The sequence below is a fragment of the Mesorhizobium waitakense genome, from assembly GCF_056431085.1.
Genome location: NZ_JBWKME010000019.1, coordinates 121983 through 146929, shown reverse-complemented (window position 1 = coordinate 146929; position 24947 = coordinate 121983). Strand labels below are relative to the sequence as shown.

General features: G+C 62.5%; 24 protein-coding genes. 13 read left to right on the top strand and 11 right to left on the bottom strand.

The features are described from left to right. The first annotated feature begins 317 nt into the window (after positions 1-317). Both AC07FD_RS06925 and AC07FD_RS06920 read left to right on the top strand, forming a co-directional pair. Positions 318-1241, top strand: coding sequence for a glycoside hydrolase family 26 protein (locus AC07FD_RS06925; RefSeq protein WP_478349232.1), 924 nt, complete (start codon positions 318-320; stop codon positions 1239-1241). 59 nt (positions 1242-1300) lie between these two features. Beyond that, positions 1301-1819: a DUF995 domain-containing protein gene (locus AC07FD_RS06920; protein WP_478349231.1), complete on the top strand. Its 519-nt coding sequence runs from the start codon at positions 1301-1303 to the stop codon at positions 1817-1819. A gap of 359 nt (positions 1820-2178) precedes the next feature. Here the strand turns inward: AC07FD_RS06920 and AC07FD_RS06915 are convergent, their stop codons facing one another. Both AC07FD_RS06915 and AC07FD_RS06910 read right to left on the bottom strand, forming a co-directional pair. Continuing rightward, on the bottom strand, positions 2179-2628 hold the full coding sequence (locus AC07FD_RS06915; RefSeq protein WP_095086373.1) for a DNA polymerase III subunit chi: 450 nt from the start codon (positions 2626-2628) through the stop codon (positions 2179-2181). A 28-nt stretch (positions 2629-2656) separates the two neighbouring features. Next, complete coding sequence (locus AC07FD_RS06910) at positions 2657-4147, bottom strand: leucyl aminopeptidase (protein WP_457153614.1); 1491 nt, start codon at positions 4145-4147, stop codon at positions 2657-2659. A gap of 51 nt (positions 4148-4198) precedes the next feature. Between AC07FD_RS06910 and AC07FD_RS06905 the strand changes: the two genes are divergently transcribed. From AC07FD_RS06905 to rsmA, 7 genes are all read left to right on the top strand, one after another. Then, entirely contained in the window at positions 4199-4513 is a 315-nt protein-coding gene (locus AC07FD_RS06905) for a hypothetical protein (RefSeq protein WP_478349230.1), read from the top strand. Then, positions 4500-5702 carry an LPS export ABC transporter permease LptF gene (lptF, locus tag AC07FD_RS06900; RefSeq protein ID WP_478349229.1) on the top strand — a complete coding sequence of 401 codons (1203 nt, stop codon included), beginning with the start codon at positions 4500-4502 and terminating at the stop codon, positions 5700-5702. Before AC07FD_RS06905 ends, lptF begins: the two co-directional genes overlap by 14 nt. Beyond that, entirely contained in the window at positions 5699-6784 is a 1086-nt protein-coding gene (gene lptG / locus AC07FD_RS06895) for an LPS export ABC transporter permease LptG (RefSeq protein WP_478349320.1), read from the top strand. Before lptF ends, lptG begins: the two co-directional genes overlap by 4 nt. Next, complete coding sequence (locus AC07FD_RS06890) at positions 6784-9219, top strand: LPS-assembly protein LptD (protein ID WP_478349228.1); 2436 nt, start codon at positions 6784-6786, stop codon at positions 9217-9219. The genes lptG and AC07FD_RS06890 overlap by 1 nt, the downstream gene beginning before the upstream one ends. Positions 9220-9309: 90 nt before the next feature. Further along, the gene (locus AC07FD_RS06885) at positions 9310-10248 is read left to right on the top strand and encodes a peptidylprolyl isomerase (protein WP_167392163.1); all 939 of its coding nucleotides are present in this window, start codon (positions 9310-9312) and stop codon (positions 10246-10248) included. A 1-nt stretch (position 10249) separates the two neighbouring features. Next, positions 10250-11278 (top strand): 4-hydroxythreonine-4-phosphate dehydrogenase PdxA, encoded by a 1029-nt coding sequence (gene pdxA, locus AC07FD_RS06880; protein WP_478349227.1) that lies wholly within the window; start codon positions 10250-10252, stop codon positions 11276-11278. Between the two features lie 25 nt (positions 11279-11303). Beyond that, positions 11304-12137: a 16S rRNA (adenine(1518)-N(6)/adenine(1519)-N(6))-dimethyltransferase RsmA gene (gene rsmA / locus AC07FD_RS06875; RefSeq protein WP_478349226.1), complete on the top strand. Its 834-nt coding sequence runs from the start codon at positions 11304-11306 to the stop codon at positions 12135-12137. Between the two features lie 36 nt (positions 12138-12173). Here rsmA and gmk read toward each other — a convergent pair whose 3' ends face one another. From gmk to fabD, 7 genes are all read right to left on the bottom strand, one after another. Beyond that, entirely contained in the window at positions 12174-12830 is a 657-nt protein-coding gene (gmk, locus tag AC07FD_RS06870; protein ID WP_095086392.1) for a guanylate kinase, read from the bottom strand. 3 nt (positions 12831-12833) lie between these two features. Beyond that, complete coding sequence (locus AC07FD_RS06865) at positions 12834-13724, bottom strand: YicC/YloC family endoribonuclease (RefSeq protein ID WP_478349225.1); 891 nt, start codon at positions 13722-13724, stop codon at positions 12834-12836. 156 nt (positions 13725-13880) lie between these two features. After that, positions 13881-15131, bottom strand: a complete 1251-nt coding sequence (mltG, locus tag AC07FD_RS06860; RefSeq protein WP_478349224.1) for an endolytic transglycosylase MltG — start codon at positions 15129-15131, stop codon at positions 13881-13883. A gap of 102 nt (positions 15132-15233) precedes the next feature. Continuing rightward, complete coding sequence (gene fabF, locus AC07FD_RS06855) at positions 15234-16496, bottom strand: beta-ketoacyl-ACP synthase II (protein ID WP_095086397.1); 1263 nt, start codon at positions 16494-16496, stop codon at positions 15234-15236. A gap of 34 nt (positions 16497-16530) precedes the next feature. Continuing rightward, positions 16531-16767, bottom strand: a complete 237-nt coding sequence (locus AC07FD_RS06850; protein ID WP_006203723.1) for an acyl carrier protein — start codon at positions 16765-16767, stop codon at positions 16531-16533. Between the two features lie 211 nt (positions 16768-16978). Further along, complete coding sequence (fabG, locus tag AC07FD_RS06845) at positions 16979-17716, bottom strand: 3-oxoacyl-[acyl-carrier-protein] reductase (RefSeq protein ID WP_478349223.1); 738 nt, start codon at positions 17714-17716, stop codon at positions 16979-16981. 60 nt (positions 17717-17776) lie between these two features. Continuing rightward, positions 17777-18724, bottom strand: coding sequence for an ACP S-malonyltransferase (gene fabD, locus AC07FD_RS06840; protein ID WP_478349222.1), 948 nt, complete (start codon positions 18722-18724; stop codon positions 17777-17779). A 253-nt stretch (positions 18725-18977) separates the two neighbouring features. Here fabD and AC07FD_RS06835 point away from each other — a divergent pair, with 253 nt between their 5' ends. After that, the gene (locus AC07FD_RS06835) at positions 18978-20930 is read left to right on the top strand and encodes an LTA synthase family protein (protein WP_478349319.1); all 1953 of its coding nucleotides are present in this window, start codon (positions 18978-18980) and stop codon (positions 20928-20930) included. A gap of 45 nt (positions 20931-20975) precedes the next feature. On the opposite strand, the gene AC07FD_RS06830 is transcribed toward AC07FD_RS06835, so the two are convergent. Beyond that, a complete protein-coding gene (locus AC07FD_RS06830; protein WP_478349221.1) occupies positions 20976-22208 on the bottom strand; it encodes a pilus assembly protein in 1233 nt (410 codons plus the stop codon). Positions 22209-22283: 75 nt separating this feature from the next. Continuing rightward, the gene (locus tag AC07FD_RS06825) at positions 22284-22763 is read right to left on the bottom strand and encodes a hypothetical protein (RefSeq protein WP_478349220.1); all 480 of its coding nucleotides are present in this window, start codon (positions 22761-22763) and stop codon (positions 22284-22286) included. A 361-nt stretch (positions 22764-23124) separates the two neighbouring features. Here AC07FD_RS06825 and rpsF point away from each other — a divergent pair, with 361 nt between their 5' ends. From rpsF to rplI, 3 genes are all read left to right on the top strand, one after another. Beyond that, the gene (rpsF, locus tag AC07FD_RS06820; protein ID WP_023761609.1) at positions 23125-23625 is read left to right on the top strand and encodes a 30S ribosomal protein S6; all 501 of its coding nucleotides are present in this window, start codon (positions 23125-23127) and stop codon (positions 23623-23625) included. Then, positions 23625-23873, top strand: a complete 249-nt coding sequence (gene rpsR / locus AC07FD_RS06815) for a 30S ribosomal protein S18 (RefSeq protein ID WP_006203718.1) — start codon at positions 23625-23627, stop codon at positions 23871-23873. The genes rpsF and rpsR overlap by 1 nt, the downstream gene beginning before the upstream one ends. Before the next feature lie 216 nt (positions 23874-24089). Beyond that, on the top strand, positions 24090-24674 hold the full coding sequence (gene rplI, locus AC07FD_RS06810) for a 50S ribosomal protein L9 (RefSeq protein ID WP_478349219.1): 585 nt from the start codon (positions 24090-24092) through the stop codon (positions 24672-24674). Positions 24675-24947: the final 273 nt, after the last annotated feature.

The following is a 24947-nucleotide window of genomic DNA, read 5'->3' as shown; positions in this document are numbered from 1 at the left end:
AACCGTTAATTGTGCTTGACTCTTGGCGGTGACCGGCTCTTAATTTAGCTAGGGATGATATATCGGGATATTGGCGCGAATTTGTGAGTATCGCGGCGAACCTTCTCTCTACAGCGCGTCGATGTCGGCGCGTTGAGAGATAGATAATCGTATGGTGGGCTCTGTGCGAGGTTCGCACACCCGCTGATGGTCGCTCAGAAATCCCGCAGATTCCACCAATAGGGCCGATCGGTTGGGTAGTCGTGTCGATCAAGCATCGACGCGCACGGGCGAGAGCTTCAACTTCCGCAGGAAGCTGAAGCTATGGGAGATCAAACATGAAACACTCGGCAGCAAATGCACTTGCAATCGCGCTGGTATTGGGCGGAAGCGCCACGTTCCCCACTGCGGGGGGCGCTGGCTCCGTGGTCGCGGCGGATCCGGTTCAGACGAGCAGCGCCGCCTCGGCATTCGGATCCTATGATCCCTACGGGGACTTCAGCGCCGACAAGAGCGCCAGCATCGAGGAACTGTTCCTGCCCTGGGAAGACGTCGACCTGGCGAGCCTTCCCCTGGCCGACGCCTATGCCCTTCAGCGAAACCGGTCGCTGTTGATCACCATCGAGCCGTGGACCTGGTCGAAGGACTGGCGCATCACCCCGAGCGAACTGCGCAACGGCATATTGAGCGGCAAGTATGACGCCAACATGCAGGCAATCTGCGACCTGGTGGGGGCCATGAAGAGCCCTGTAACCATTCGCTGGGCGCAGGAAATGGAGGACACGAACGGCCGCTTCACCTGGGCCAACTGGGCTCCCAAGGACTGGATCGCCGCTTACAAGCGCGAGGTCGACCTCTGCCGCAAGGCTGCCCCCGCCGCCAAATATATGTGGTCACCCAAGGGCGAAGAGGGTCTGGAAAAGTATTACCCTGGCGATAACTACGTCGACGTCATTGGCCTGTCGGTATTCGGCCTGCAGAAAAAGGACAATAACGAGACCGGTCACGACCGCACGTTCGCCGAGGCGCTGAAGCCCGGCTATGACCGCGTCGCGGGCTACAACAAGCCGGTCGTGGTGGCAGAGCTCGGCTATGTCGGGAAGCAGGAATATGTCTCGCGATGGGAAATCGATACCCGCAAGTCCTATTCCGAATTTCCAGCGCTGACCTCAGTCGTCTACTTCAACCAGAAGGAAGTGTGGCCGTGGCTGGGTGGCTATGGACTGCCTGATTGGAGGGTTACCCAGCATATCTTGCCCTAGGGGTGCTGTCCCGGGAGTGGGGCAAAACTGGGCGTGGCGTAAAATAGTGGGGTTGGGCTATGAAACGAGCATTGGGGAATTGTATCGGAACGGCGCTTGCCTGTTCCATTGGTGTCTTTGCCTTCCAGCTTCCCGCGGCAGCGATGACATCGGCGCAAGTCGCCGAACTGGCCAGCCAAGCGGAGGCGGTGCCGGATGAGGGTATCTACCAGATGTACCAGAACCGTTCGTGGCTCTGGGGTCAAAACGGCGCCGGTTTTTTTGCCGTGCAGCGCCGTCAATTCAGCGCGTGGACCTCGGACAAAGGCAAACTGGGCTACGGCGACGGCATCTGGTTTCTCCCTGGAGGAGGCAAGCTCTGCTTCCGCGCAAAGTGGCACGGAGCAGGAGGCGACTCCGACGCCCTCACCTGTTTCGAGCATCGCCAGGCCGGCAAGGTGGTTTACCAGCGCAGGATTCCGGATGGCGACTGGTACGTTTTCAGGAACTCGGATCGCAACATGGCGGACGAGTTCATGAAGGTAAAATACGGCGACTACGCCACCTGGAAACAAAACCGGATCAAGGCAAAGCCGTAGACAGTGTCATCCGCGACAAGCCGATAATGGCGTCGCCATAGCGGTCGCCGATGTTTCGTCATGTCGGCGACGTTGGAATCAGCTTGCAGTGCGGGCGCCGAGCGGTGCGCCACAGGTGCGCTGCTGTTTCGCCTATCCCGCCCGCGGTCGTAGCATTCGATCACGGTGGCGGCTTGCAACTGGCCATGGCCGCGCCTCAACCTTCGTCGAGCACACGCGACCTCGCGCATGCGGCAGGCAGTGATCTTGATCCGCATTTTCAGCCCGCCGCGCGAGTTGGCGCACCCCAGATCCACGGGAAGAGATCTTCCTGCCGCACGAAAATCAAGAAGGTGACGATCAGCAACGGCTAACGCCGCCTACGCCTTGCGCTCCCAGCGCCGGTCCGGCGTCTGCTGCCAGTAGGTGACGGCGTGGCCGGCGTCCTTCATCGTCTTCCAGTGCCCCCGGGCCGCCTCGACCTGGGCGGCATCGTGGCCGTCGAACAGGAACACCGCACGCTCGTAGCCGCCAAGCTCTGGCGGCATGGCGCCATCGACCAGGAAGCGGATTTTTGCCTCGTTGAGATTGCCGTCGCCGGTGGTCAACAGGATCGGCTGTTCACCGGGATAGGCCTCACGATCGGTTGCATGGGCGAGGAACGAATCGTCGCGAAAAGTCCAAAGATGCTGGTCGAGCGCATCGCGGCGTTCCTCGGTGCCGGTCTGCACCACGGCGCGCCAGCCACGGTCGATGCTGCGCTCCAGGAGGCCGGGCAGCGCATCCTCCAGCGTCGATTCGGTCAGGTGGTAGAACAGGACGTCGGCCATCGCCTCAGCCTATACCGAATGAACCCGCTTACTGCTCATAATTGTCTCGCACCAGCCGATCAAGCAGCCTGACGCCGAAACCGGAACCCCAGGACTGGTTGATCTCGTTCGACGGCGAGCCCATCGCGGTGCCGGCAATGTCGAGATGCGCCCAGGGGGTCTCCTTGACGAAACGCTGCAGGAATTGCGCGGCGATGATGGCACCACCATAGCGGCCGCCAATGTTCTTCATGTCGGCATTCTTGGAATCGATCAGCTTGTCATATTCGGCGCCGAGCGGCATGCGCCACAGCCGCTCCTGCGTCGCCTGCCCCGCCGCCGTCAGCCTTTGCGCCAATTCGTCATTGTTGGAAAACAGGCCGGCATGGTGCTGCCCAAGCGCCACCATGATGGCGCCCGTCAGCGTCGCCAGATTGACCATGAATTTCGGCTGGAAACGGTCGTTGCAGTACCACAGCGCGTCCGCCAGCACGAGGCGGCCTTCGGCGTCGGTGTTGAGCACCTCGATGGTCTGCCCCGACATAGAAGTGACGATGTCGCCGGGGCGCTGGGCATGGCCGTCGACGGCGTTCTCGACTAGGCCGATGACGCCGACGACATTGGCCTTCGCCTTGCGCGCGGCCAGCGCATGCATCAGGCCGGTGACGGCGGCGGCACCACCCATGTCCCCCTTCATGTCCTCCATGCCGGAGGCCGGCTTCATCGAATTGCCGCCGGTGTCGAATGTAACGCCCTTGCCGACGAACGCAACCGGGCTGTCCTTCGGCTTGCCGCCGTTCCACTGCATGATTGCCATGCGGGCGCCGCGCGGCGAGCCCTGCGCGACACCGAGCAGCGAGCCCATGCCGAGCTTCTTCATCTCCTTCTCAGCCAGGATCTCGACCTTGACGCCGAGCGCCTCGAGTTCCTTGGCGCGGGCGGCGAACTCAACCGGCCCAAGCACGTTTGCCGGTTCGTTGACGAGATCACGCGCCAGAAGCACGCCGTCCATCACCGCCTCGGCATCGGCGAATGCCTTCTTCGCAGCGGCCGGAGCGGCGGTGTGGATGGTGACCTTGACCGGCTTTTTCGGCTCGGCCTCGTCCTTGTCCTTTCTGGTCTTGTACTTGTCGAAGGCATAGCTGCGCAGAAGAATGCCTGCCGCGAGGCTTGCCGCCTCCTTGCCGCTCGGCGAGGCACCGACCATTTCAAGCACCACGGCCACGTCGGTCGCCTTGCGCAGAGACCCGGCAATGGTGCCGCCAAGCTTCAGCCATGCATATTCGTCGAGCCCCGACACCTTGCCGGCGCCGATCGCCACCAGCCTGTCGAGCGACGCTCCTTCGGGCGCCAGGACTTCGACGGTGCTGGCGAACTTGCCGGTGAATTCGGCGACCGGAAAGGCCCGCTCCAATGTCTTGCCCGGATCGCAAGCCTTGGCGGCGTCGCTCAGGCCGCCCTCATCCGCCGACAGCACGAAGACCGTGCCATTCTTGGGCGCGGAAAATTTGGCGAAGGCGATCGACGGTCTTTGGCTCATCATGTCCTGCTTTCGAAAAATGCGTAGCTTTTGGGGAAGTGGTTCGAAGCGATGCGCGACATTTGGTCGTTTTCCCGCATTTGGCAAGACTTTGCCAAATTCGCACCCCATATGACCAACGGAATCGATGGTGATTCTTCGCGGCACGGCCCCGCTTTTTGCCGCAACCTGTTGTTAACCATCGATGTTTGCCCTTTCTTATCCAATGACGCCGACACTCCGACCGCCGGGGCGCGCGCAATGTGGGACGGGAACCGGATCGACCATCCATGGAGCCAGTTGTGCAGGCGCCGCCGGACAGCTACCTTGTGCGGTGGCATGATGCCGTTCGAGAAAATCGAGAAAAGCCTTCATGAAGGTCATTGAACGCTACATCATGCGCCGCGCTTTCGTGGTCTTCCTGGCTGCGCTGGTGTGGACGCTGGCCATCGTCTGGACCACGCAAGTGCTGGCCAAGATCGACCTGGTCACCGACAGCGGCCAGTCGTCGCTGACCTTCTTCGAGGTGGCCGCTCTCATCCTTCCCTCCATCATCCCGATCGTGGTCCCCTTTGCCGTGGTGGTGGCGGTGGCACAGACACTTAGTGTCATGAATTCGGATTCCGAGCTCGCCGTCGTCAACGCCGCGGGCGCCTCGCGCTGGACGATCGTGCGGCCGATCATGCTTCTGGCACTCGCGGCCAGCGTCTTTTCCTTTGCCGTCGACAATGGCATCGACCCTTATGCTCGGCAGAAGAACCGGGCCCTGGTGGCGGCGTCGCACGCGGACCTGCTGTCGCTGATCATCCAGGAAGGCACCTTCCGCAAGATCGAGGATGGGCTGTTCCTGCAGATCGGCGAGCGGCTTCCCGACAATCGGCTGGGCGGCATCTTCGTCGCGGATTCGCGCGAAGAAGGGGTCAACCTCGTCTACTACGCCAAGACCGGCAACATCATCGAACGCGGCGGCGAAAAGGTGCTGATGATGAATGACGGCGTCATTCATCGCAAAACGCTGACTGGCGACCTGTCGGTCATCCGGTTCACATCCTATGCCTTCGACATGTCAGCCTTCATGGCGGCAGCTTCGGAGGTGACGCTGCTGCCGAAGGACCAGACGACGCAGTACCTGCTCAATCCAAACCCCAACGACAAGAACTACCAGCAAATCCCCCTTGAATACCGGGCCGAGCTCAACCAGCGGTTTTCGGAATGGGCCTATTCCATAGTCTTCGCACTGATCGCGCTCGCGGTCGCCGGGGACGCCCGCTCGCACCGCGAGGCACGCGTCAATCCGCTGATCACGGCGATTTCGGTATCGCTGTTCGTGCGCTGGCTGGGCTTCTTTGCCGCCAGCAAGGCCGACGAGGTCCCGCAATACGCCTATATGGTCTATGGCGTGCCCATCGTGGCTTCGGCGGTGGCGATCTGGTTCATCGTCTCCAACCGGACCTTGGAGCTGCCGGTAGCCTGGGCAGACTGGATGACCAACTTCGCCACCCGCACCGGTGACAGTTGGAACGCGCTGAAGCTGCGTTTGTCCGGGCGCGGCACTTCAGGGCAAGGGGTCAGCTGATGGGCTGGACGCTGGGCCGCTATTTCTTCTTCCGCTACGTGACGATCACCGTCTGGTTCTTCATCGGCCTCCTGGCGCTGGTGTTCCTGATCGATTTCACCGAGCTTTCCGGCCGCACCACCGGCCTGCCCGGGTTCACCTACGGGACGGCGGTGGCCATTTCCGGGCTGCGGATGCCGATGATCATGCTGCAGACGGTGCCGTTTGTCGGCCTGTTCTCGGCGATGGCGACGCTGGTGTCGCTCAACCGTCGCTACGAACTGGTCATCGCGCGTTCCGCCGGCGTGTCGGCCTGGCAATTCCTGTTGCCCTGCTGCATCGGAGCGTTGCTGTTCGGCGTCCTGTCGGTTGGCGTCATCAATCCACTCGCCGCGCACGCCTTTTCCTGGTCCGAGCAGATCGAAACCGAGCTGCGCTCCGGCAAATCGAACACGGTTTCGGCCGATGCCGCACCCTGGATCCGGCAGAAAACCAGCTCCGGGGACACCATCATCGGTGCGCGTGCCATCCTCAACCAAGGCCTCGAGATGGCCGATGTCGTCTTTTTCGTTCTCGACCCGCAAGGCAACATCGTCGAGCGCAAGGATGCCGCGCGCGCCTTCCTGCGCGACGGCTATTGGGAATTGCAGGACGTCAGGACGTTCCAGAACGGCACGATCCAGGCAGCGACAAACGATCGCGTGCCGACCAATCTGAAGCCCGAATTCGTGCAGGAGCGGCTGGCGCGCCCCGAAACCATTCCGTTTTATGATCTGCCCGGAAAGATCGAGGTTGCCCGTTCCTTCGGCCTCAAGGCAAATGCCTTTGCCATGCAGTTTGATTCGCTGGTGGCGTTGCCGTTCCTTCTCGTCGCCATGACGCTGATTGCGGCAACGGTATCAATGCGATTTGCTCGGATGGGACAGTCAGCGACGATGATTCTGGGTGGCATCGTCGCCGGCTTTCTGCTTTATGTCGTTTCGGTTCTGGTGAAGGCATTCGGCGTGGCGGGATTTGTGCCGACTGTCGTAGCCGCCTGGGTCCCGGTCGTGGTGGCTATGTTCTTCGGGGTGACTTTCCTGCTATACAAGGAAGACGGCTAGTGAGGGAGGCGTTTTTGCCCAGCAACAGGCAGGCCGGTTTGGCGCGCCTCTATGCGGGTAGCGCCTTGGCGTGCCTGCTTGCCTGCGCCGTGCCGATGCCTGCGCTTGCGCAGGACGTCAGCGACATGGCGGCCACGGTTCCGTCCGGCTCGCAGATGCTGCTGGCGGCCGACACGCTGGTCTACAACAACGACAACCGGACGGTGACCGCCGTCGGTGGCGTGCAGATCGACTACGGCGGCAATCGCCTTGTCGCCCAGCGGGTCGAATACAACCGCAACACCAAGCGGATGGTCGCTAGCGGCAATGTCGAGGTCGTCAACAGCGACGGCACCAAGATCAATTCGGAACATATCGACATCACCGATGATTTCGCCGACGGCTTCGTCAACGCTTTGCGCGTCGAAACCATCGACAAGGCCTATTTTGCCGCTGAAAGCGCCGAGCGCATGGGCGGCGTGCTGACCACGTTCCACAATGGCGTCTACACCGCCTGCGAACCGTGCGAGGACAAGCCCAACAAGGCGCCGACATGGCGCGTCAAGGCCAGGAAAATCATCTGGAACGGCGAGAAGAAGACGGTTCGCTTCGAGAACGCGAATTTCGAGTTCTTCGGCTTCCCGCTTGCCTACCTGCCCGCGTTTGAGATTGCCGACCCGACAGTGAAGCGCAAGAGCGGCTTCCTGATCCCCAGCATCGTCTACAAGAGCGATCTCGGCGTCGGCGTAAAGGTTCCCTATTATTTCGCCTTGTCACCGACCTACGACCTGACCGTCACCGGCACCGGCTACACCAAGCAAGGCTTCCTCGGTGAGGCCGAGTGGCGCCAGCGCTTCAACAATGGTCAGTACAGTTTGAAGATTGCCGGGATTCAGCAGCGGGATCCTGATGCCTTCCTGGACACGGATGCATTCCCAGCCACTGCTGGCCACAACATCAATTCGGGTGAAGTTGGCGATCCGAACAAATTCCGCGGCATGATGGGCACCCAGGGGCAGTTCGCCATCAATCCGCGCTGGAATTTCGGCTGGGATGTGCTGCTGCAGACCGACAAGAACTTCTCGAACACCTACGGCATCGACAAGTACGGCAGCAGCGTCCACCAGTCGTCGGTCTACCTGACGGGTCTCAACGGCCGCAACTATTTCGACCTGCGCGCCATGCACTTCGAGGTGCAGGAAGATGCGCCCAACAGCAATATCTCCGCACGTAGCAACCAGCAGCCCTGGGTGCTGCCGACGCTCGACTACGCCTATATTCCCGACATGTCGGTGGCCGGCGGTCAGTTGTCACTCAATGCCAACGCGCGCGTCATCCGCCGCGACGATCTCGATCAGACCTACTTCACCCCCAACACACCGGCGTCGGGCGTCCAACGTGTCCGCGGCATCGACGGCGAATCCGGACGTCTCACCACCGAGGCCGAGTGGAAGCGGTCCTTCGTCACCGATAATGGGCTGGTGCTGACGCCGTTGCTCGCGCTGCAGGGCGATGTCGACTACGTCAACGCGTCATCGGCTTCGCTTGCCGCAGTCAACCAGATGGCAACGAATTTGGGCCAGCAGGACGATATGCGCTCGTCGTTTGCTCGTTTCATGGCGACCGCCGGGCTCGAAATGCGTTGGCCGGTGCTGTTTTCGGCTGCCAATTCGAGCCATGTCGTCGAGCCGATGGCACAGGTCTTCATGCGCCCGAACGAGCAATATGTCGGCGGGCTTGCGGTTCCCAATGAAGACGCCCAAAGCATGGTCTTCGACGCGACCACTTTGTTCGAACGCGACAAGTTCTCCGGATACGACCGTGTCGAAGGCGGTTCGCGCGCCAATGTCGGCCTGCGCTATTCCGGCTCCTACAACAATGGCTGGGGCACCAATGCCATTTTCGGCCAGTCCTATCAGATTGGTGGCGAGAATTCCTTCGCCGCGCCGGATCTGGTGAATGTCGGCGCCTTCTCGGGCCTCGACACTACCAAGTCGGACTATGTCGGCCTGTTTGGTGTCAGCAGCCCCAATGGCTTTGCTGCCTCGGTTAGCGGCCGGTTCGACGAACAGAGCTTTGAAATGCGCCGCGGCGAGCTAAAGGCCGCCTACACCGGCCTGCCGGTATCGCTGACGGCCAAATACGCCTTCATCCAGGCACAGCCGCTTTACGGTTTCACGACCGACCGCCACGAAGTCTCGCTCGGTGCGTCGACGCATCTCGCTGAGAACTGGCGCATCTTCGGGACCGGAACCTACGATTTGCAGGAAAGCCTGCTGGTCAGGGACGGCGTCGGCTTCGCCTACAACGACTCCTGCTTCACCTATCTGATGACGTACTCGCAGTCGCGGGACCTGAACACCAGGGAGGTGTCGCAGACCATCGGCTTCAACCTGTCGTTCCGTACCCTCGGCGATTTCGGCTCGTCGAGCAGCGCCATCGACTCGATCCAGTAACAGTCGGCGACATCGTTTCGCCGCATAGGGCTGGCACGGATTTCGTGCACCCGGAACGCATGAATTGGGCGGAACCGGGATAGAATTGGGATGCCAACGATGAGGAAATATCTGTTTTCAGCAGGGTTCGCGCTGCTTTTGGCGGCGACGTCCGTGTCGGTCACCGTGATGACGCCGCCGGCTTTCGCCAGCGAGATCAAATACGTCGTCAACGACGTTCCGGTCACCTCCGGTGACATCGCCCATCGCGCCGCCTTCTTGAAGCTGCAGCGCAAGAAGGGCGATGCCGCCCAGGAAATGATCGACCAGACGCTACGACTGGCCGAGGCCAAGCGGCTTGGTATCCGCATCAGCGATGCGCAGGTCGAGGCTGCCTACCAGCGCTTTGCCTCGAACAACAAGATGCAGCTCAGCCAGCTCGACGGCGTCATGGAGAAATCAGGCGTCACCAAGGGCCACTTCAAGGAATTCATCCGCGCCCAGATGGCCTGGAACCAGGCCTTGAGCGCGCGTTACCGTTCTGGCGATGGCACCGGCGCCGTCAGCGAGCAAGACCTTGTCAGGAAGATGCTCGAAAAAGGCGGCTCCAAGCCGAGCGCTACCGAGTACATGCTGCAGCAGGTCATCTTCGTGGTACCAGCCGCCGAGCGCAGCGCGACGCTGGCCAAACGCAAGCGTGAGGCTGACGCCATGCGCGCCCGCTTCAACGGCTGCAGCACGACGCATGAGTTCGCCAAGGGCCTGATCGACGTCACCGTTCGTGACCTGGGCCGGGTGCTGGCGCCGCAACTGCCGTCGGACTGGGCCGAGCAGATCAAGGCAACCAAGGTCGGTGGCGCAACCGTCACGCGCGAGACCGAACGCGGCGTCGAATTCATCGGCATCTGCTCGTCGCGCGAAGTCTCGGACGATAAGGTTGCCCAGATGGTGTTCCAGAGCGAAGGCTCAGGTGGTGACAAGAACGCCGATGAGCTCAGCAAGAAATATGTCGACGAGTTGAAGGCGAAAGCCCGCATCGTCAAGCGCTGACGTGGGCAGCACAGTGATTGCGCTCGCCTTGAGCGCCGGCGATCCGTCCGGCATCGGGCCGGAGATCGCGATTGCCGCGTTCATGGCGCGCGAGGCCGCGGCCTTGCCTCCCTTCTATCTGCTCGCCGATCCGGCGCTGATCGCCTCCCGGGCCTGCCTCCTCGGCATTTCGTTGCCGGTCGTTGAAACGACACCCGCGAAAGCGGCGCAAGTGTTTGGCCGCGCCCTGCCGATCGTTCCGCTGGCTGCTCGCTGCATCGACAGCCCCGGCCGGCCGGACCCGGCCAATGCGGCCGCCACCATCGAAGCCATCGACCGCGCCGTCGCCGACTGCCTTGTCGGCGACGCCGCCGCTGTCGTCACCTGCCCGATCGCCAAGAAGCCGCTCTACGATGCCGGCTTTGGCTTTCCCGGCCATACCGAATATCTGGCGCATCTGTCGGCCCGTCACACTGGCGTCGAGTCGATGCCGGTGATGATGCTGGCCGGCCCCGAGTTGCGCACCGTCCCAGTCACCATCCACATCGCGCTGGCGGCGGTGCCCAAGGCGCTGACCATCGAATTGATCGTCGCGACCGCCCGCATCACCGCCACCGACCTCATCGGCCGCTTCGGCATCGCCAGGCCGCGGCTGGCCATTGCCGGGCTCAATCCGCATGCGGGTGAAGGCGGTGCCATGGGCCTCGAGGACGAGCGCATCGTGCGCCCGGCGGTCGACATCCTGCGAGCCGACGGCATCGACGCTTTCGGCCCCCTGCCCGCCGACACATTGTTCCACGCCCGGGCACGGGCCGGCTACGACGCAGCCCTGTGCATGTATCACGACCAGGCACTCATTCCGGCCAAGGCACTGGCCTTCGACGAGGCGGTCAATGTAACGCTTGGCCTGCCCTTCATTCGCACCTCGCCCGACCACGGCACCGCCTTCGACATCGCCGGCAAAGGCGTGGCGCGGCCCGACAGCCTGATGGCGGCGCTGAAGCTCGCCAGGCGATTGGCCGACAGCGGCACAAGGGCCGCAGCCGCATGAGCGCTTCCTGCCTGAACCTGCGCGCATGAGCATCGATGGGCTGCCGCCGCTGCGCGAGGTGATCGAGCGTCATGGGCTGCAGGCAAGGAAGGCGCTCGGCCAGAATTTCCTGTTCGACCTCAACCTCACCGGCAAGATCGCCCGCACCGCCGGCGACTTGTCCAATGCAACCGTGATCGAGGTCGGTCCCGGCCCCGGCGGGCTGACCCGCGCATTGCTTGCCAACGGGGCGCGCCACGTCATTGCCATCGAGCGCGACGAACGCTGCCTGGCGGCGCTCGCCGAAATATCGGATCATTATCCCGGCCGGCTGGAGATTGTATCCGGCGATGCGCTGAAAACAGACTTTGCAACACTTGCCGATGGGGGAGCCGGCGGCCCGGTCAAGATCATCGCCAACCTGCCCTACAATATCGGCACGGAGCTGCTGGTGCGCTGGTTGACGGTCGGCGAATGGCCGCCCTTCTATGCATCGATGACGCTGATGTTCCAGCGCGAGGTGGCCCAACGCATCGTCGCCACACCCGGCAGCGATGCCTATGGCAGGCTTGGCGTGCTGGCCGGCTGGCGCACGCAGGCCAGGATCGCCTTCGACGTGCCGCCCCAGGCATTCACGCCGCCGCCCAAGGTCACCTCTTCTGTGGTGCATCTGGAGCCGCGCGCGACACCCCTTCCCGCCGACGTGAAAAAACTCGGCCGCGTCACCGAAGCCGCCTTCGGCCAACGCCGCAAGATGCTGCGACAGAGCGTGAAAAGTCTCGGCGGCGAAGCCTTGCTCGAACGCGCCGGCATCGATCCGACACGCCGCGCCGAAACACTCAGCGTCGACGAATTCGTACGCCTGACCAACACGGTGTAGCTTTCTTCTCCCCGTTCACAGGGGAAGGAAGAAGCATCAGCCGGTCTTCTCGTCCAACAGTCCCGAGACGAAATCGAACAGGCCGGGCCGGCGATCGCGTCTTAGCCGCTCGGCGACGACGATGCCGCGCACTTCGGCGAAGGCGCGGTCGAGGTCGTCATTGACGATGACGAAATCATATTCCTTCCAGTGCTCGATCTCGTTGCGGGCGTTTTTCAGCCGCGTCTCGATCACCGCCTCCTGGTCTTCGGCACGACGCTTCAGCCGCGCCTTCAATTCCTTCATCGACGGCGGCAGGATGAAGATCGAGACGATGTCGGCGCGCATCTTCTCCTTGAGCTGCTGTGCGCCTTGCCAATCGATGTCGAACAGCATGTCGCGCCCTTCAGCCAGCGCCAGTTCGGCCGGCTCGCGCGGTGTCGCGTAGCAATTGCCGTGCACTTCGGCCCATTCCAGCAGGGCGTCGGAATCGCGCAGCCGCTCGAAATCGCGCATTGTCCGGAAATGGTAGTGAACACCCTCGATCTCGCTGCCGCGGCGCGGTCTGGTGGTGACCGAGACCGACAGTTCGAGGCTGGAATCGCTTTCCAGAAGGTTGCGCGCAATTGTCGACTTGCCGGCGCCGGATGGCGACGACAGGACGAGCATCAGGCCCCGGCGGCGAATGCGGGACCCTAAATCCTTGGCAACCATCGGCTACTCCAGATTCTGGATCTGTTCACGAAACTGGTCGACCACGGCCTTCAGCTCCAGCCCGATCGCGGTGACCGTAGCGGCGTTCGACTTCGAGCACAGCGTATTCGATTCGCGGTTAAATTCCTGTGCCAGAAAATCGAGCTTGCGGCCGACCGCGCCGCCGCCCTCAAGCAGTGCCCGACCAGATGCGACATGCGTTTTCAGCCGGTCGATCTCTTCGCGAATATCGGCTTTGGTGGCCAGGAAAGCCGCCTCCATGTGCAGCCGGCTGGCGTCCAGGTTGGCGGACGCGTCCATCAGCAGCCTGACCTGCTCGGCGAGGCGTTCGCGGATCGCCGCCGTCTCGCGAGACGGATCGGCCTCGGCCCGCAACGTCAGCGCCTCGATGGCGTCGATATGGCCCGCCAGCAGCAGGGCCAGTGCGGCACCTTCGCCCTGTCGCGCCTGTTCCAGTCCTTTGAGGGCCACCTCGAGCGCGGCCGTGATCGCGATGTCGAGCGCGGCGCGCACCTCTTCGGTTTCGACTGTCTCGGGAATATCGAGCACGCCGCGCAGAGAAAGCAATCCGTCTGATGTCGCGGGGGCAACACCGAACTGCTCCTGCAACCGCTTGGCGAGCCCCGCCAGGTCCTTCAGAAAGGCTTCGTTGACGACCGGCTGCGCCTGCGCGCCGGCGGCACGGCCAATGGTCAGCGTCGCCTGGAAATTACCCCGCGCAAAGCGCTTCTGAAGCGTCTGCCTGACGACCGGTTCCAGCCGTTCGAAGCCTTGCGGCAATCGCAGCCGCACCTCGACGCTCTTGCCGTTGACGGACTTGACCTCCCAGGCGATCGCCGTGCCTTCATGCTCGGCGACGGCACGTGCAAAACCGGTCATGCTCTGCAAATTCATATCGCCCACAAGTCCCTGGCACATCACTCCGAAACCGGTTTTCCGGAGGGAGCACGTGCGGCTTAAAATGACTGCGCCGCAGGCGCGTCGAAATCGGACGCGCGGCGCTGCTCCAAATGTCAGGGACGCCGCCTTGTGGCAACGCCTTTCTTCGCCCTACTGGGCAGCGCCCGCATCGCCGCCGCCGCTGTCGTCGCCGCCGTCAGCCGGCTTGTCGGCATTGCTGTCGCCGGCGCCGTTGGTGTTGGCGCCGTTGGTGTTGGCGCCTTGGGCGGCGTCGTCGGCCTGCTTCTTCTGCAACGCGCGATAGCGGGCGACGTTCTCATTGTGCTCTTCCAGCGTCGCGGCAAAGACATGCCCGCCGGTACCATCGGCGACGAAGTAAAGATCGTCGGTCTTCGACGGATTGGCCACCGCCTCCAGCGCCGCCCGACCCGGATTGGCGATCGGCGTCGGTGGCAGCGCGTTGATCACATAGGTGTTGTAGGGTGTCTGCTTCTCGATGTCCGACTGATAGATCGGCCGGTCCGCCGGCTTGCCCTTGCCGCCGAACAGACCGTAGATGATGGTTGGGTCGGATTGCAGGCGCATGCCCTTGGCCAGTCGGTTCAGGAAGACGGCGGCAACCCGCGAACGCTCGTCGCCCTTGCCCGTTTCCTTCTCGACGATCGAGGCCAGCGTGACGAACTCTTCGACATTGGCCAGCGGCAGGTCCGGCGCGCGTCGCTGCCAGACATCGTCGACCAGCTTCTTCTGATCCGCCAGCAGCTTGTCGATCATCTGCTGGCGCGTCGCGCCGCGCGTGAAGCGCAGCGTGTCGGTGGCGAGGCTGCCTTCGGGAGGAGTGGTCGCCGGCATATCGCCGCTTAAGGCCGGCTCATCGGCGATGCGCTGCAGCGCCTGATCGACCGTCAACCCTTCTGGAACGGTCAGCGAATACATCACCGACTTGCCACTCTTCAAAAGCTCCATAATGTCGCGCATGGAAGCCTTGGGCTTGATCTCGTACTCGCCGGCCTTCAGCGCCGAATCATTGCCGTAGGCGCGCACGCCAAGGCGGAAGATCCGGGCGTCGCTGATCAGTCCGCGGCGTTCGAGCTGGTCGGCAATATCCTGGACGCCGGTGTTCGGCTTGACCAGGAACGTGTCGCCATTGGCCGAGGGGCCAGCTTCAGTGAATTCCTGCTTGCCGAAATAGACCACGGCGCCGGCCGCCAGAACCATCAGCATCACCGCGGAGATGACGAAGTTCATGAACACGACGACCTGGCTGCGCGAAGCACGCGAGCGCTTCGGCGGCGGTGTTCCGGCCTCCGGCCGCAAGGCCTCGCTCGCCGTCTTCGGCACGATCGGACCAGATGCCGGACGCTGTCCGAATTCTCCGTTGCCCGCCGGATTTGTGTTCATTTTGCCCTACCGTTTGATCGCTCAACGAATCCCCTGCGGCAGAGTAGGGGCGAATATGGCAAAATTGACGGCATGCCGAAGCATCGCCGGGCAGTTGGACGATCAGCCATTATAGCGCTGGAAGACGAGCGAAGCGTTGGTGCCGCCAAAGCCGAAGGAATTGGACAGTGCAACGTCGATCTGGCGAGCGCGCGGCTTGTTGGGCACCAGGTCGATCGCGGTCTCGCGCTCCGGGTTGTCGAGGTTGATGGTCGCCGGCGCGACATTGTCGCGAATGGCGAGGATCGAAAAGATCGCTTCGGCAGCACCCGCCGCCCCCAGCAGATGGCCGATCGACGACTTGGTGGACGACATCGAAATCTTAGACGCGGCATTGCCGACAAGCCGCTCGACGGCGCCGAGTTCGATCGTATCGGCCATGGTCGAGGTGCCGTGCGCGTTGATGTAGTCGACATCGGCAGGCGTCAGCTTGGCCCGGTTCAACGCCGCCGTCATGCAGCGGAAGGCGCCGTCGCCGTCTTCGGCAGGCGCGGTGATGTGATGAGCATCACCGGTGAGGCCGTAGCCGGTCACCTCGGCGTAAATCTTGGCGCCGCGCGCCTTGGCATGTTCGAGCTCTTCAAGCACGACGACGCCGGCGCCCTCGCCCATGACGAAGCCGTCGCGGTCGCGGTCATAGGGGCGCGACGCGGTTTGCGGCGCATCGTTGCGATCGGTCGACAGCGCCCGGCACGCGGCGAAGCCGGCGATCGACAGCCGCGTCACCGGCGCTTCGGCGCCGCCGGCGACCATCACGTCGGCATCGCCCCACATGATCAGCCGGGCAGCGTCGCCAATAGCGTGCGCACCGGTCGAACAGGCCGTGACGACCGCGTGGTTCGGGCCTTTCAGCCCGTGCCGGATCGAGACCTGCCCGGAGACGAGATTGATGATCTGGCCGGGGATGAAGAACGGGCTGATGCGGCGCGGGCCGCGTTCCTTGAGGATCATCGCGTTCTCGGCGATGCCTTCGATGCCGCCAATACCGGAGCCGATCAGCACGCCCGTAGCGCACTGCTCGGCATGGGTCTTGGGCTCCCAGCCGGAATCCTTCAGCGCCTCGTCGGCGGCGGCAATCCCGTACAGGATGAAGTCGCCGATCTTGCGCAATTCCTTCGGCTCGAGCACGGCCTCGGGATTGAAGGTGGCATTGCTGCCATCGCCACGCGGAATGACGTGGGCGATCTTGCAGGCAAGATCCTCCACCTCAAACTCGGTGATGCGCTTGGCTGCGCTGCGGCCGGTCAGTAGTTCCTTCCAGCTGTGCTCGAAGCCCATGCCGAACGGCGACAACAACCCAAGGCCCGTGACGACGACACGCCTCATCGCAGGTCCTCCCCGGTGATGACTTCGGAAAGCGTCAGGCGGATGCCTTGTCGATATACTTCACCGCATCGCCAACGGTCAGGATGGTCTCGGCCGCATCGTCGGGAATCTCGACGCCGAATTCTTCTTCGAACGCCATCACGAGTTCGACCGTGTCGAGGCTGTCGGCGCCCAGATCATCGATGAAGCTCGCCTGCTCCGTCACTTTGTCGGCATCGACACCAAGGTGCTCGATGACGATCTTCTTGACGCGCTCTGCGGTGTCACTCATTTGGGCATCCTCGTCTTTTGTTTGTCTGTCTTCGTTAGCGGGCAGAATGCCGCTAATCAAGCTGAAAGATGGTCCTGCCGGAAACGCAACGGCCACGGACCGGTTTTTGCCCGAACCGCCGGGTTGCGGGCCGCATTACACGAAAAATAGCTGAGGTCCAAGCCGAAATGGTCTCTTTTCACAAGCCGGCAACAACTCCGCCGGACCTCGTTCAGATCATCGCCATGCCGCCATTCACATGGATGGTCTGGCCAGTGACGTAGCCGGCTTCGTTGGAGGCGAGATAGGCAACGGCGGATGCGACTTCAGCGCCGGTGCCCATGCGGCGCGTCGGGATCGCCGCCATGATCGCCTCCTTCTGCTTGTCGTTGAGCTTGTCGGTCATCGCCGATTCGATGAAGCCCGGGGCGACGCAGTTGACGGTGATGTTGCGGGTGGCGATCTCCTGCGCCAGCGATTTGGAAAAGCCGATCATGCCGGCCTTGGAGGCGCAGTAGTTGGTCTGGCCAGGATTGCCGGTGACGCCGACAACCGAGGTGATGTTGATGATACGGCCGTGACGGCGGCGCATCATTGGATGGGTGAGTTCGCGGGTCAGCCTGAAGACAGCGGTCAGGTTGACCTCGAGCACGCTGTCCCAGTCGGCGTCCGACATGCGCACGAACAGCCCGTCCTTGGTGATGCCGGCATTGTTGACCAGGATGTCGACACCTTCGAGGTCGGCCTCCGCCTTCTGGCCGAGCGCCTTGACCTCGTCGCGGTTCGACAGGTTGGCCGGGAACAGCTTGACCCGGTCGCCTAGCTCGGCAGCCAGCGTCTCCAGTTTCTCGACGCGGGTGCCATGCAAGCCGACGATGGCGCCTTGCGCATGCAGCACCCTGGCGATCGCCTCGCCAATGCCTCCCGATGCGCCGGTGACGAGTGCTTTGCGGCCAGTCAATTCGAACATTTTTGTCTCCTGATTGAGAAGAGAACACCCTTTGCACGGGCAGGGTCAAATGGCACTAGATTAAGCAAGCGCCGCCAGCACCGCCTCGACATCAGCCGCGGAACCGACCGACGCAGTGGCGATGTCGCGGTTGATGCGCCGCGCAAGGCCTGAAAGCACCTTTCCGGCGCCGATCTCGTAAAGCGTGGCGATGCCGTTTGCGCCGAACCATTCCACCGTCTCGCGCCAGCGCACCCGGGCAATCACCTGCTCGACCAGACGCCGCGCGATCTCGTCCGGATCATTGGTCGGGGTGACGGTGACGTTGGAGACGATTGGAACCACCGGGACGGCCTTCGCCACGCTGGCCAGAGCCTCGCGCATGATGTCGGCCGCCGGCGTCATCAGCGCAGAATGGAAAGGCGCCGAAACCTGCAGCATCAGCGCCCGCTTGGCGCCCTTTTCCGTGCAAAGTTTCGCCGCCAGCTCCACTGCGCCCTTTGTGCCTGAAATGACCAGCTGGCCGCCACCATTGTCGTTCGCCACCTGGCAGACAGAGCCAGCCCCTTGGGCAGCCTCGGCGCAGGCGGCTTCTACATCCGCCTGTTCCAGTCCGATGATAGCCGCCATGGCGCCCTCGCCGGCCGGCACCGCCGCCTGCATGGCATTGCCCCGGATGCGCAGCAGCCTGGCGGCATCGGCAACCGAAACGAAGCCGGCGGCCGCGAGCGCCGAATATTCGCCCAGCGAATGGCCGGCCACATAGGCGACCTTGTCCTTCAGCGAGAAGCCGCGCGATTCCAGCGCCCTGATCGCCGCCAGCGACACCGCCATCAGCGCCGGCTGCGCATTGGCGGTCAGCGTCAACGTCTCCTCCGGCCCTTCCCAGATCAGCTTCGACAGGTTTTCGCCAAGCGCGTCGTCAACCTCCTGGAAGACCCTCCGCGCCTCGGGAAAGGCATCGGCGAGATCCTTGCCCATGCCGACAGCCTGGCTGCCTTGTCCAGGAAAGGTGAATGCAACGGCCATGCGAGGGCTCCCAAGGGCTGGTTTTGCTTGCCTGATAGTCGGGTTTTTCTTGCCTGTGACGCAAGGCAGGCCGCCAAGTCAAGCCCAGTTCGACCCTGCCCGTTGGCATCATCGCCGGCCGAGTGCCTGTTCCGAAAGGCTTTTTGGCGATCACTCCTGATGAAAACCGCTCACGAATCGTTTGCTGGCTCTTCTTATTTCCGCCACAGGCGCTAGCTTTGCGTGACAATTATATGACAATCGAGTGACGTGTTTGTCACTGGGTGGGGAAGTTAAAGTGGCAAAGAGTTCCAAACGCGTCGGCAAAGCCGCGCCACAGTTCCTGGAAGACGATCCGTCCACCGGCTATCTGCCGGGCCGGAGATGGCCGGTCGTCCGCTATGGGCTGATCAGCCTGGCGATCGCGGCCGTGTTGGTGTTTGCCATCGAATTGATCGTGCGCGGCGACTTTGCCGGTACGGTTTCCTTCTTCCTGCAGCCGCTCAAGCCGGGCTGGACCACCATCGTCGTGTTTGCGCTGATCCTGATCGGCCTCGATGCCGTGCTTGGTCGCAGCCACCAGAGCCTGATGATCGTCGCGCCGCTGACGCTGTCCCTTGCCTTCGTCGGCCACCAGAAGTCGCATTATCTCGGCGATCCGCTCTATCCCACCGATTTCCTCTATGCCCGCCAGATCTTCGCGCTGCTGCCGCTGCTGGTGCGCGACCGGCCGATGACCGCGCTCGCCATGGTCGTCGGCATCATCGGCGGCCTGTCGCTGCTCGTTTATGGCTGGCGGCAATGGCGCCGCAAGGTTCCGGCGCTCAGCCGCAAGGGCCGCCTTGCCCGGCTGACGCTGGCGGTGCCGCTGCTCGCCTTCTTCGTTTCGATCATGGACTACGCCACCTTCTCCTGGACCAGGGACCGGCTTCAGATCATCCCGATCATGTGGGACCAGAAGGAAAACTATGCTTCCAACGGCTTTGCCCTGGCCTTTGCCCTCAACGTGCCGATGGCCCATGTCTCGGCACCGCCAGGCTATTCAGACAAGGCAATCGCGGCGATCGACAGGACCGATGTGACCGCCTCGATGCCGGCGGAGAAGCCCGACATCATCATCGTCATGAGCGAATCCTTCTGGGATCCGACCAAGCTGCCCGGCGTCACCATCACGCCCGACCCGATCCCCAACGTGCGCGCGTTGCGTTCGGGCTCGATGTTCTCGCCCGAATTCGGCGGCATGACCGCCAACATCGAGTTCGAGGCGCTGACCGGCTTTTCCAACGCCTTCCTGCCGGCCGGCAGCATCCCCTATCAGCAATATGTGCGCACGCCGACGCCTTCGCTCGCAACCTTCCTGAAGAGCCAGGGCTACCGGGCGCGCGCCATCCATCCCGGCACCAACTGGTTCTGGAACCGTGGCGCGGTCTACGCGGACTTCGGCTTCAACGATTTCAAATCCGAAGAGACGCTGCCGCCCCTGCAAAAGCGCGGGCCGCTGGCGTCCGACGCGGCGATGACCGACGAGATCATCAGCGAGGCCGACGCCAGCGATGAGCCGGTGTTCTTCTTTGCGGTCAGCCTGCAGAACCACGGCCCCTACGAACCGAACCGCTATTACAATCCGACACACACGGTGCAGGCACCGATCAGCCAATGGGCACGCGAATCGCTGCTCAGCTACGCCGAGGGCTCGGCCGATGCCGATCGTGGCCTTGAACGCCTTGTCGAATGGGCGAAGAAACGCTCCCGTCCCACCGTGATCGCCTTCTTCGGCGACCATCTGCCGCCGCTGGGGCCGGTCTATGTCGAAACCGGCTTCCTGAAAGACAATGTCGCGCCGCGCAAGGAACCGACGCCGCAAGCCGCACTTGAACATCACCAGACGCCGCTGATCATCTGGTCGAACCACTCCGGTCCGGTCGAGAACCTGGGCGCGGTGAGCCCGGCGTTCCTGCCCTATCATATCCTCACCACCGCCGGCATCACCCACCCCTACTACACCGGCTTCCTGGGTGAGATGCGCGAACGCTACCGCGTCGTCGACCGCAATTTGTTGCTGACGCCGACGGGCGAAGCTACGCCAGATTGGTCACGGCAGAAGGAGATCGACCCGACAATCCGCGATTTCCGGCTGCTGCAGTACGACATGATGTTCGGCAAACGCCTCGCAGCGCCGGACTTCTTCCCCGAGACGGTCGACAAAATCGTCGCCCATACGAGTTGAGCCAAACGATCCCGTGAGGCTCGGGCCTGGCGACCCTTCACGCGTTCAATCCGTCCATTGCAGCTTCGAGAACCTGTTGGCGATCTGCTGGAATACGTCCGGCAGTTTGGTCGGATCGTTGACGGCATAGTAGCCGCTCGGATCCGATGCGCACGCGCTGTAAAGCGAGCGGTTGGCGGCGGTGTCGGATTGCAGCACCATGGTGTAGATTTGCACGCCCTCGTTCTTCAACTGCGTGCAAACGCTTTTCGTCCAGCCGTCGACATTGCGCGCTGCGGTCGCCTGGCTATCCGATCCGAAACGGCCACCTGCGAGATAGCCATAGGATGTGTAGTCGGACTTCGTCGGCTGTTCGCTGGCGCCATAGACGACGTTCTCACCGTCGGTGAGCAAAAGCACGATCTTGCTGACGCCGGGCGTCTTCCACGGCGCTCCATCGGTATAGGGGGCGGCGGGCGACAGCACCCGCATTCCCCACGACAGGCCCTCGGAGACATTGGTGCCTGAACCGTTCCACTCGGTCATCTCGCTTGCTGCCTTGCGCAGCTTGTCGAAATCGTCGGTCAGCGGGACGACGGGTGTGGGGCAAGCGCGGTTCGGGCCAACGGTGATGGGGGTGCCCGTCTCGGTGATGAGTTCCTTGGCGGGCGCAACATACTTGGCGACCTTTTCCTTGGCAGACTTGCCGGGCGTCAACGGATCGCCGAGGAGATCGGTGAGATCGATACCGAGAAGGTTGCCCTTCTGCTTGGCGAGCTTGGTCTTGTCGCTGACGTCGTCGAGATAGGAATTGTTGTAGTATTTGGCCGCATTGCCATAAGAGGCAGACGGCATCTGGGCAACTTCGGGATCGTCCGGCGCAAAATACGGAACGAACAGCGTATCGGGCTCGTTCGGGTCGGGTGGGGTGTCGGAAATGTTGTAGGTGCCCGGCCGCGCCTCGACGCAGCCCTTCCACCCGGTGCCGTTCCATCCAGGCTCGGTCCAGCCGGTTAACTTGAGCTGCTTGAAAAGCGCCATATGATTGGCACGCTTGCCGTCGATGACCGGGAAATTGACGCCGTTGGTGGAGGACTTGCCGTCCATGTCGATCCAGGAAGGGTCGAATTCATCGCCATCGACGTTGACGGCCGTGACGAACGGAACCAGCGAGGCGCGGATCTGGCGCGTCGGCGATTTTGTCGCCTCGAGCGTGTCGAGCAATGATTTGGTCGCCGTCCTCAACGCCGTCATGCGGGCGCCGGCCATGGAGCCGGTGTTGTCCAGCGCCAGTCGCAATGCGCATGATGCGGACGGCGTTGCCGATCACGTCGGCGGGGCGTTTCTGGCCTTTGGGTCCGGTGGGCACATTTGTCAGTTCTTCGGCATTTGGGGTGGCACAAGTTGAACGTACGGCGTCGTCGGCTCCTTATCAGAGCGAATGCGGCTCGGGGCCGGCTTCCCGTGTTTGCCGAGCGACCTAATGTATTGATAGAGCGATTGCATATCGCTCTCCTCCATCGCTCGAAGATTGTACCAGGGCATCGGTGGAGACGTTCTAATGCGCTTCAGCATCCCTACGAATCCACGCTCGGTCATTGCCGAAGCATCTATCCGAAGATTGGTCGCATAGGTTGTGCCCCAGGGACCGCGCCAACCGACCGAGCTGCCCATTAAAGCCTTTTCAGGATCAATCTTGCCTTCTGTTTCGCTGTAGCCTTCGGTATGGCAATCGTGACAACCGCCGATGATCGATACCTGCAACCCTCGTTCGACCGATACTTCGCCTTGAGCGAAGGCAGCGATTGGCATCGTGAGGCCGGCTGATAGGAAAAACAGGCTTGTGACGCGCATCCTTCCCTCCCATGCTTTCCGCTAAGCATATAGGAATTTGGCGTGGTTCGCGACAAGCGAGGCAATCAGATTTCAAACTGATGCACTACCGAATACCGCTTGCGCTTGCGTTGTGGGCCGATTGCTGTATAGACGCCCCCAATCTGCCGGTCCCAGCTGGGGGCTGAACGGAGGGCCGGAGGTTTTTTCAAGAACCTTCGCGTGAAGCCAGAAGCGCTTCCGCCTCCCGTGTCTCCGCTCTCGACCGTCTCGTCATGCTCCTTTCTTCCCCGTGCCCTTCGAGGGTTTGCGGGTCAGAGAAGTTGCAGAGGCTTTTGCCGCCGGGAACCGGGAGAGAAACGAAGAAAGGCACTGATACACCATGGCTCTCTACGAACATGTGTTTCTTGCTCGGCAGGACCTCTCGCAGCAGCAGGTCGATGCGCTTGTCGAACAGTACAAGGGCGTCATCTCCGCAAATGGCGGGTCCGTCGGCCGGGTCGAGAACTGGGGACTGAAGTCCCTTACCTACCGGGTCAACAAGAACCGGAAGGCTTACTACACGCTGATGGACCTGAACTGCCCGCCGGCCGCGCTCAACGAGATGGAGCGCCAGATGGGCCTGTCCGAAGACGTGCTGCGTTTCCTGACCATCAAGGTCGAGGCGCATGAGGAAGGCCCGTCGGCCATGATGCAGAAGCGCGAAGAGCGCTCGGAACGCGGTGGCTTCGGCGACCGTGACCGTGGCGATCGTGGTCCGCGCTCGTTCGGCGACCGTGATCGCGGCGACCGTGGCGATCGTCCGCCGCGCTCGTTCGGCGACGCCGGTGCCGATCGTGGTCCGCGCCGTCCGCGCGAAGGCTTTGAAGGGGGTGCAGAATAATGGTCGACATCAACCAGATCCCGACCCGGCGCCCGTTCCATCGCCGCCGCAAGACCTGCCCGTTCTCCGGCGCCAACGCCCCCAAGATCGACTACAAGGACGTGCGTCTGCTGCAGCGCTACATTTCCGAGCGCGGCAAGATCGTGCCGTCGCGCATCACAGCCGTCAGCCAGAAGAAGCAGCGCGAACTCGCCAAGGCGATCAAGCGCGCCCGCTTCCTCGGCCTGCTGCCCTACGTGGTTCGCTAAGACTTTCGAGCGGGCGGCTTGCCGCCCGCTTTTTTCACCTCGGCGACGGGCGCCGCGGGGATCGCATTCAAATCCCGAGTTGAGGTCAAACCTCTAACTGCCTGAACAGGCAGGACAGCGACACCGGCGCCAGCGCGCGCCCCAAGCTTCCTGACCTGTTCCCAAGACATTCGGCGTCGATCCGAACGATTAGCGCCCAACTGAAGGAACAAAACCATGGAAGTCATTCTTCTCGAACGCGTTTCCCGCCTCGGCCAGATGGGCGATACCGTCAAGGTCAAGGACGGCTTTGCCCGTAACTTCCTGCTGCCGCAGGGCAAGGCGCTGCGCGCCAACGGAGCCAACAAAAAGAAGTTCGAAGGCCAGCGCGCCCAACTCGAAGCCCGCAACCTCGAGCGCAAGTCGGAAGCCAGCCAGGTCGCCGAAAAGCTCGACGGCAAGAGCTTCATCGCCGTGCGTTCGGCTGGCGAAACCGGCCAGCTCTACGGCTCGGTGTCGACCCGTGACATCGCGGACCTGCTGACGGCGGAAGGTTTCACGGTCAATCGCAACCAGATCCTGCTCAACCAGCCGATCAAGACCATCGGCCTCACGAATGTGGCGATCGCGCTGCATCCGGAAGTCGAAGTCACGATCACGCTCAACATCGCCCGCACGGCCGACGAAGCCGAACGCCAGGCCAAGGGCGAGACGCTGACCACCGCCGAAGCCATCTATGGCGACGACATCAACGACAATGCGCGGCCGGAAAACTTCTTCGACCCGAACACCGAGTTCGAAGGCGGCGAAGACAACGCCTGACGATTTGAGTTGCCGGCGCGCCCCGCCGGGCGTGCCGCACTTTAGCTTCGCAGTGTGGCCTCAGCCATACTGGACCAATGCCCGGGTCTCTCGCCCGGGCATTTTTGTGCCAAATGGAACTTTTCGAACCCCTATATATTGATGCAGACTACAGCGTCGCGCGTCCTTTGGCCGCGCAAAGGACGCTGTGAAACTTTGGTTTGGCGCACGATCCCTTTCCCGAAAGTCGATCTCGATTTTCGGGGTCGTGGGCCGAGACAGTCTGTCTGAGGG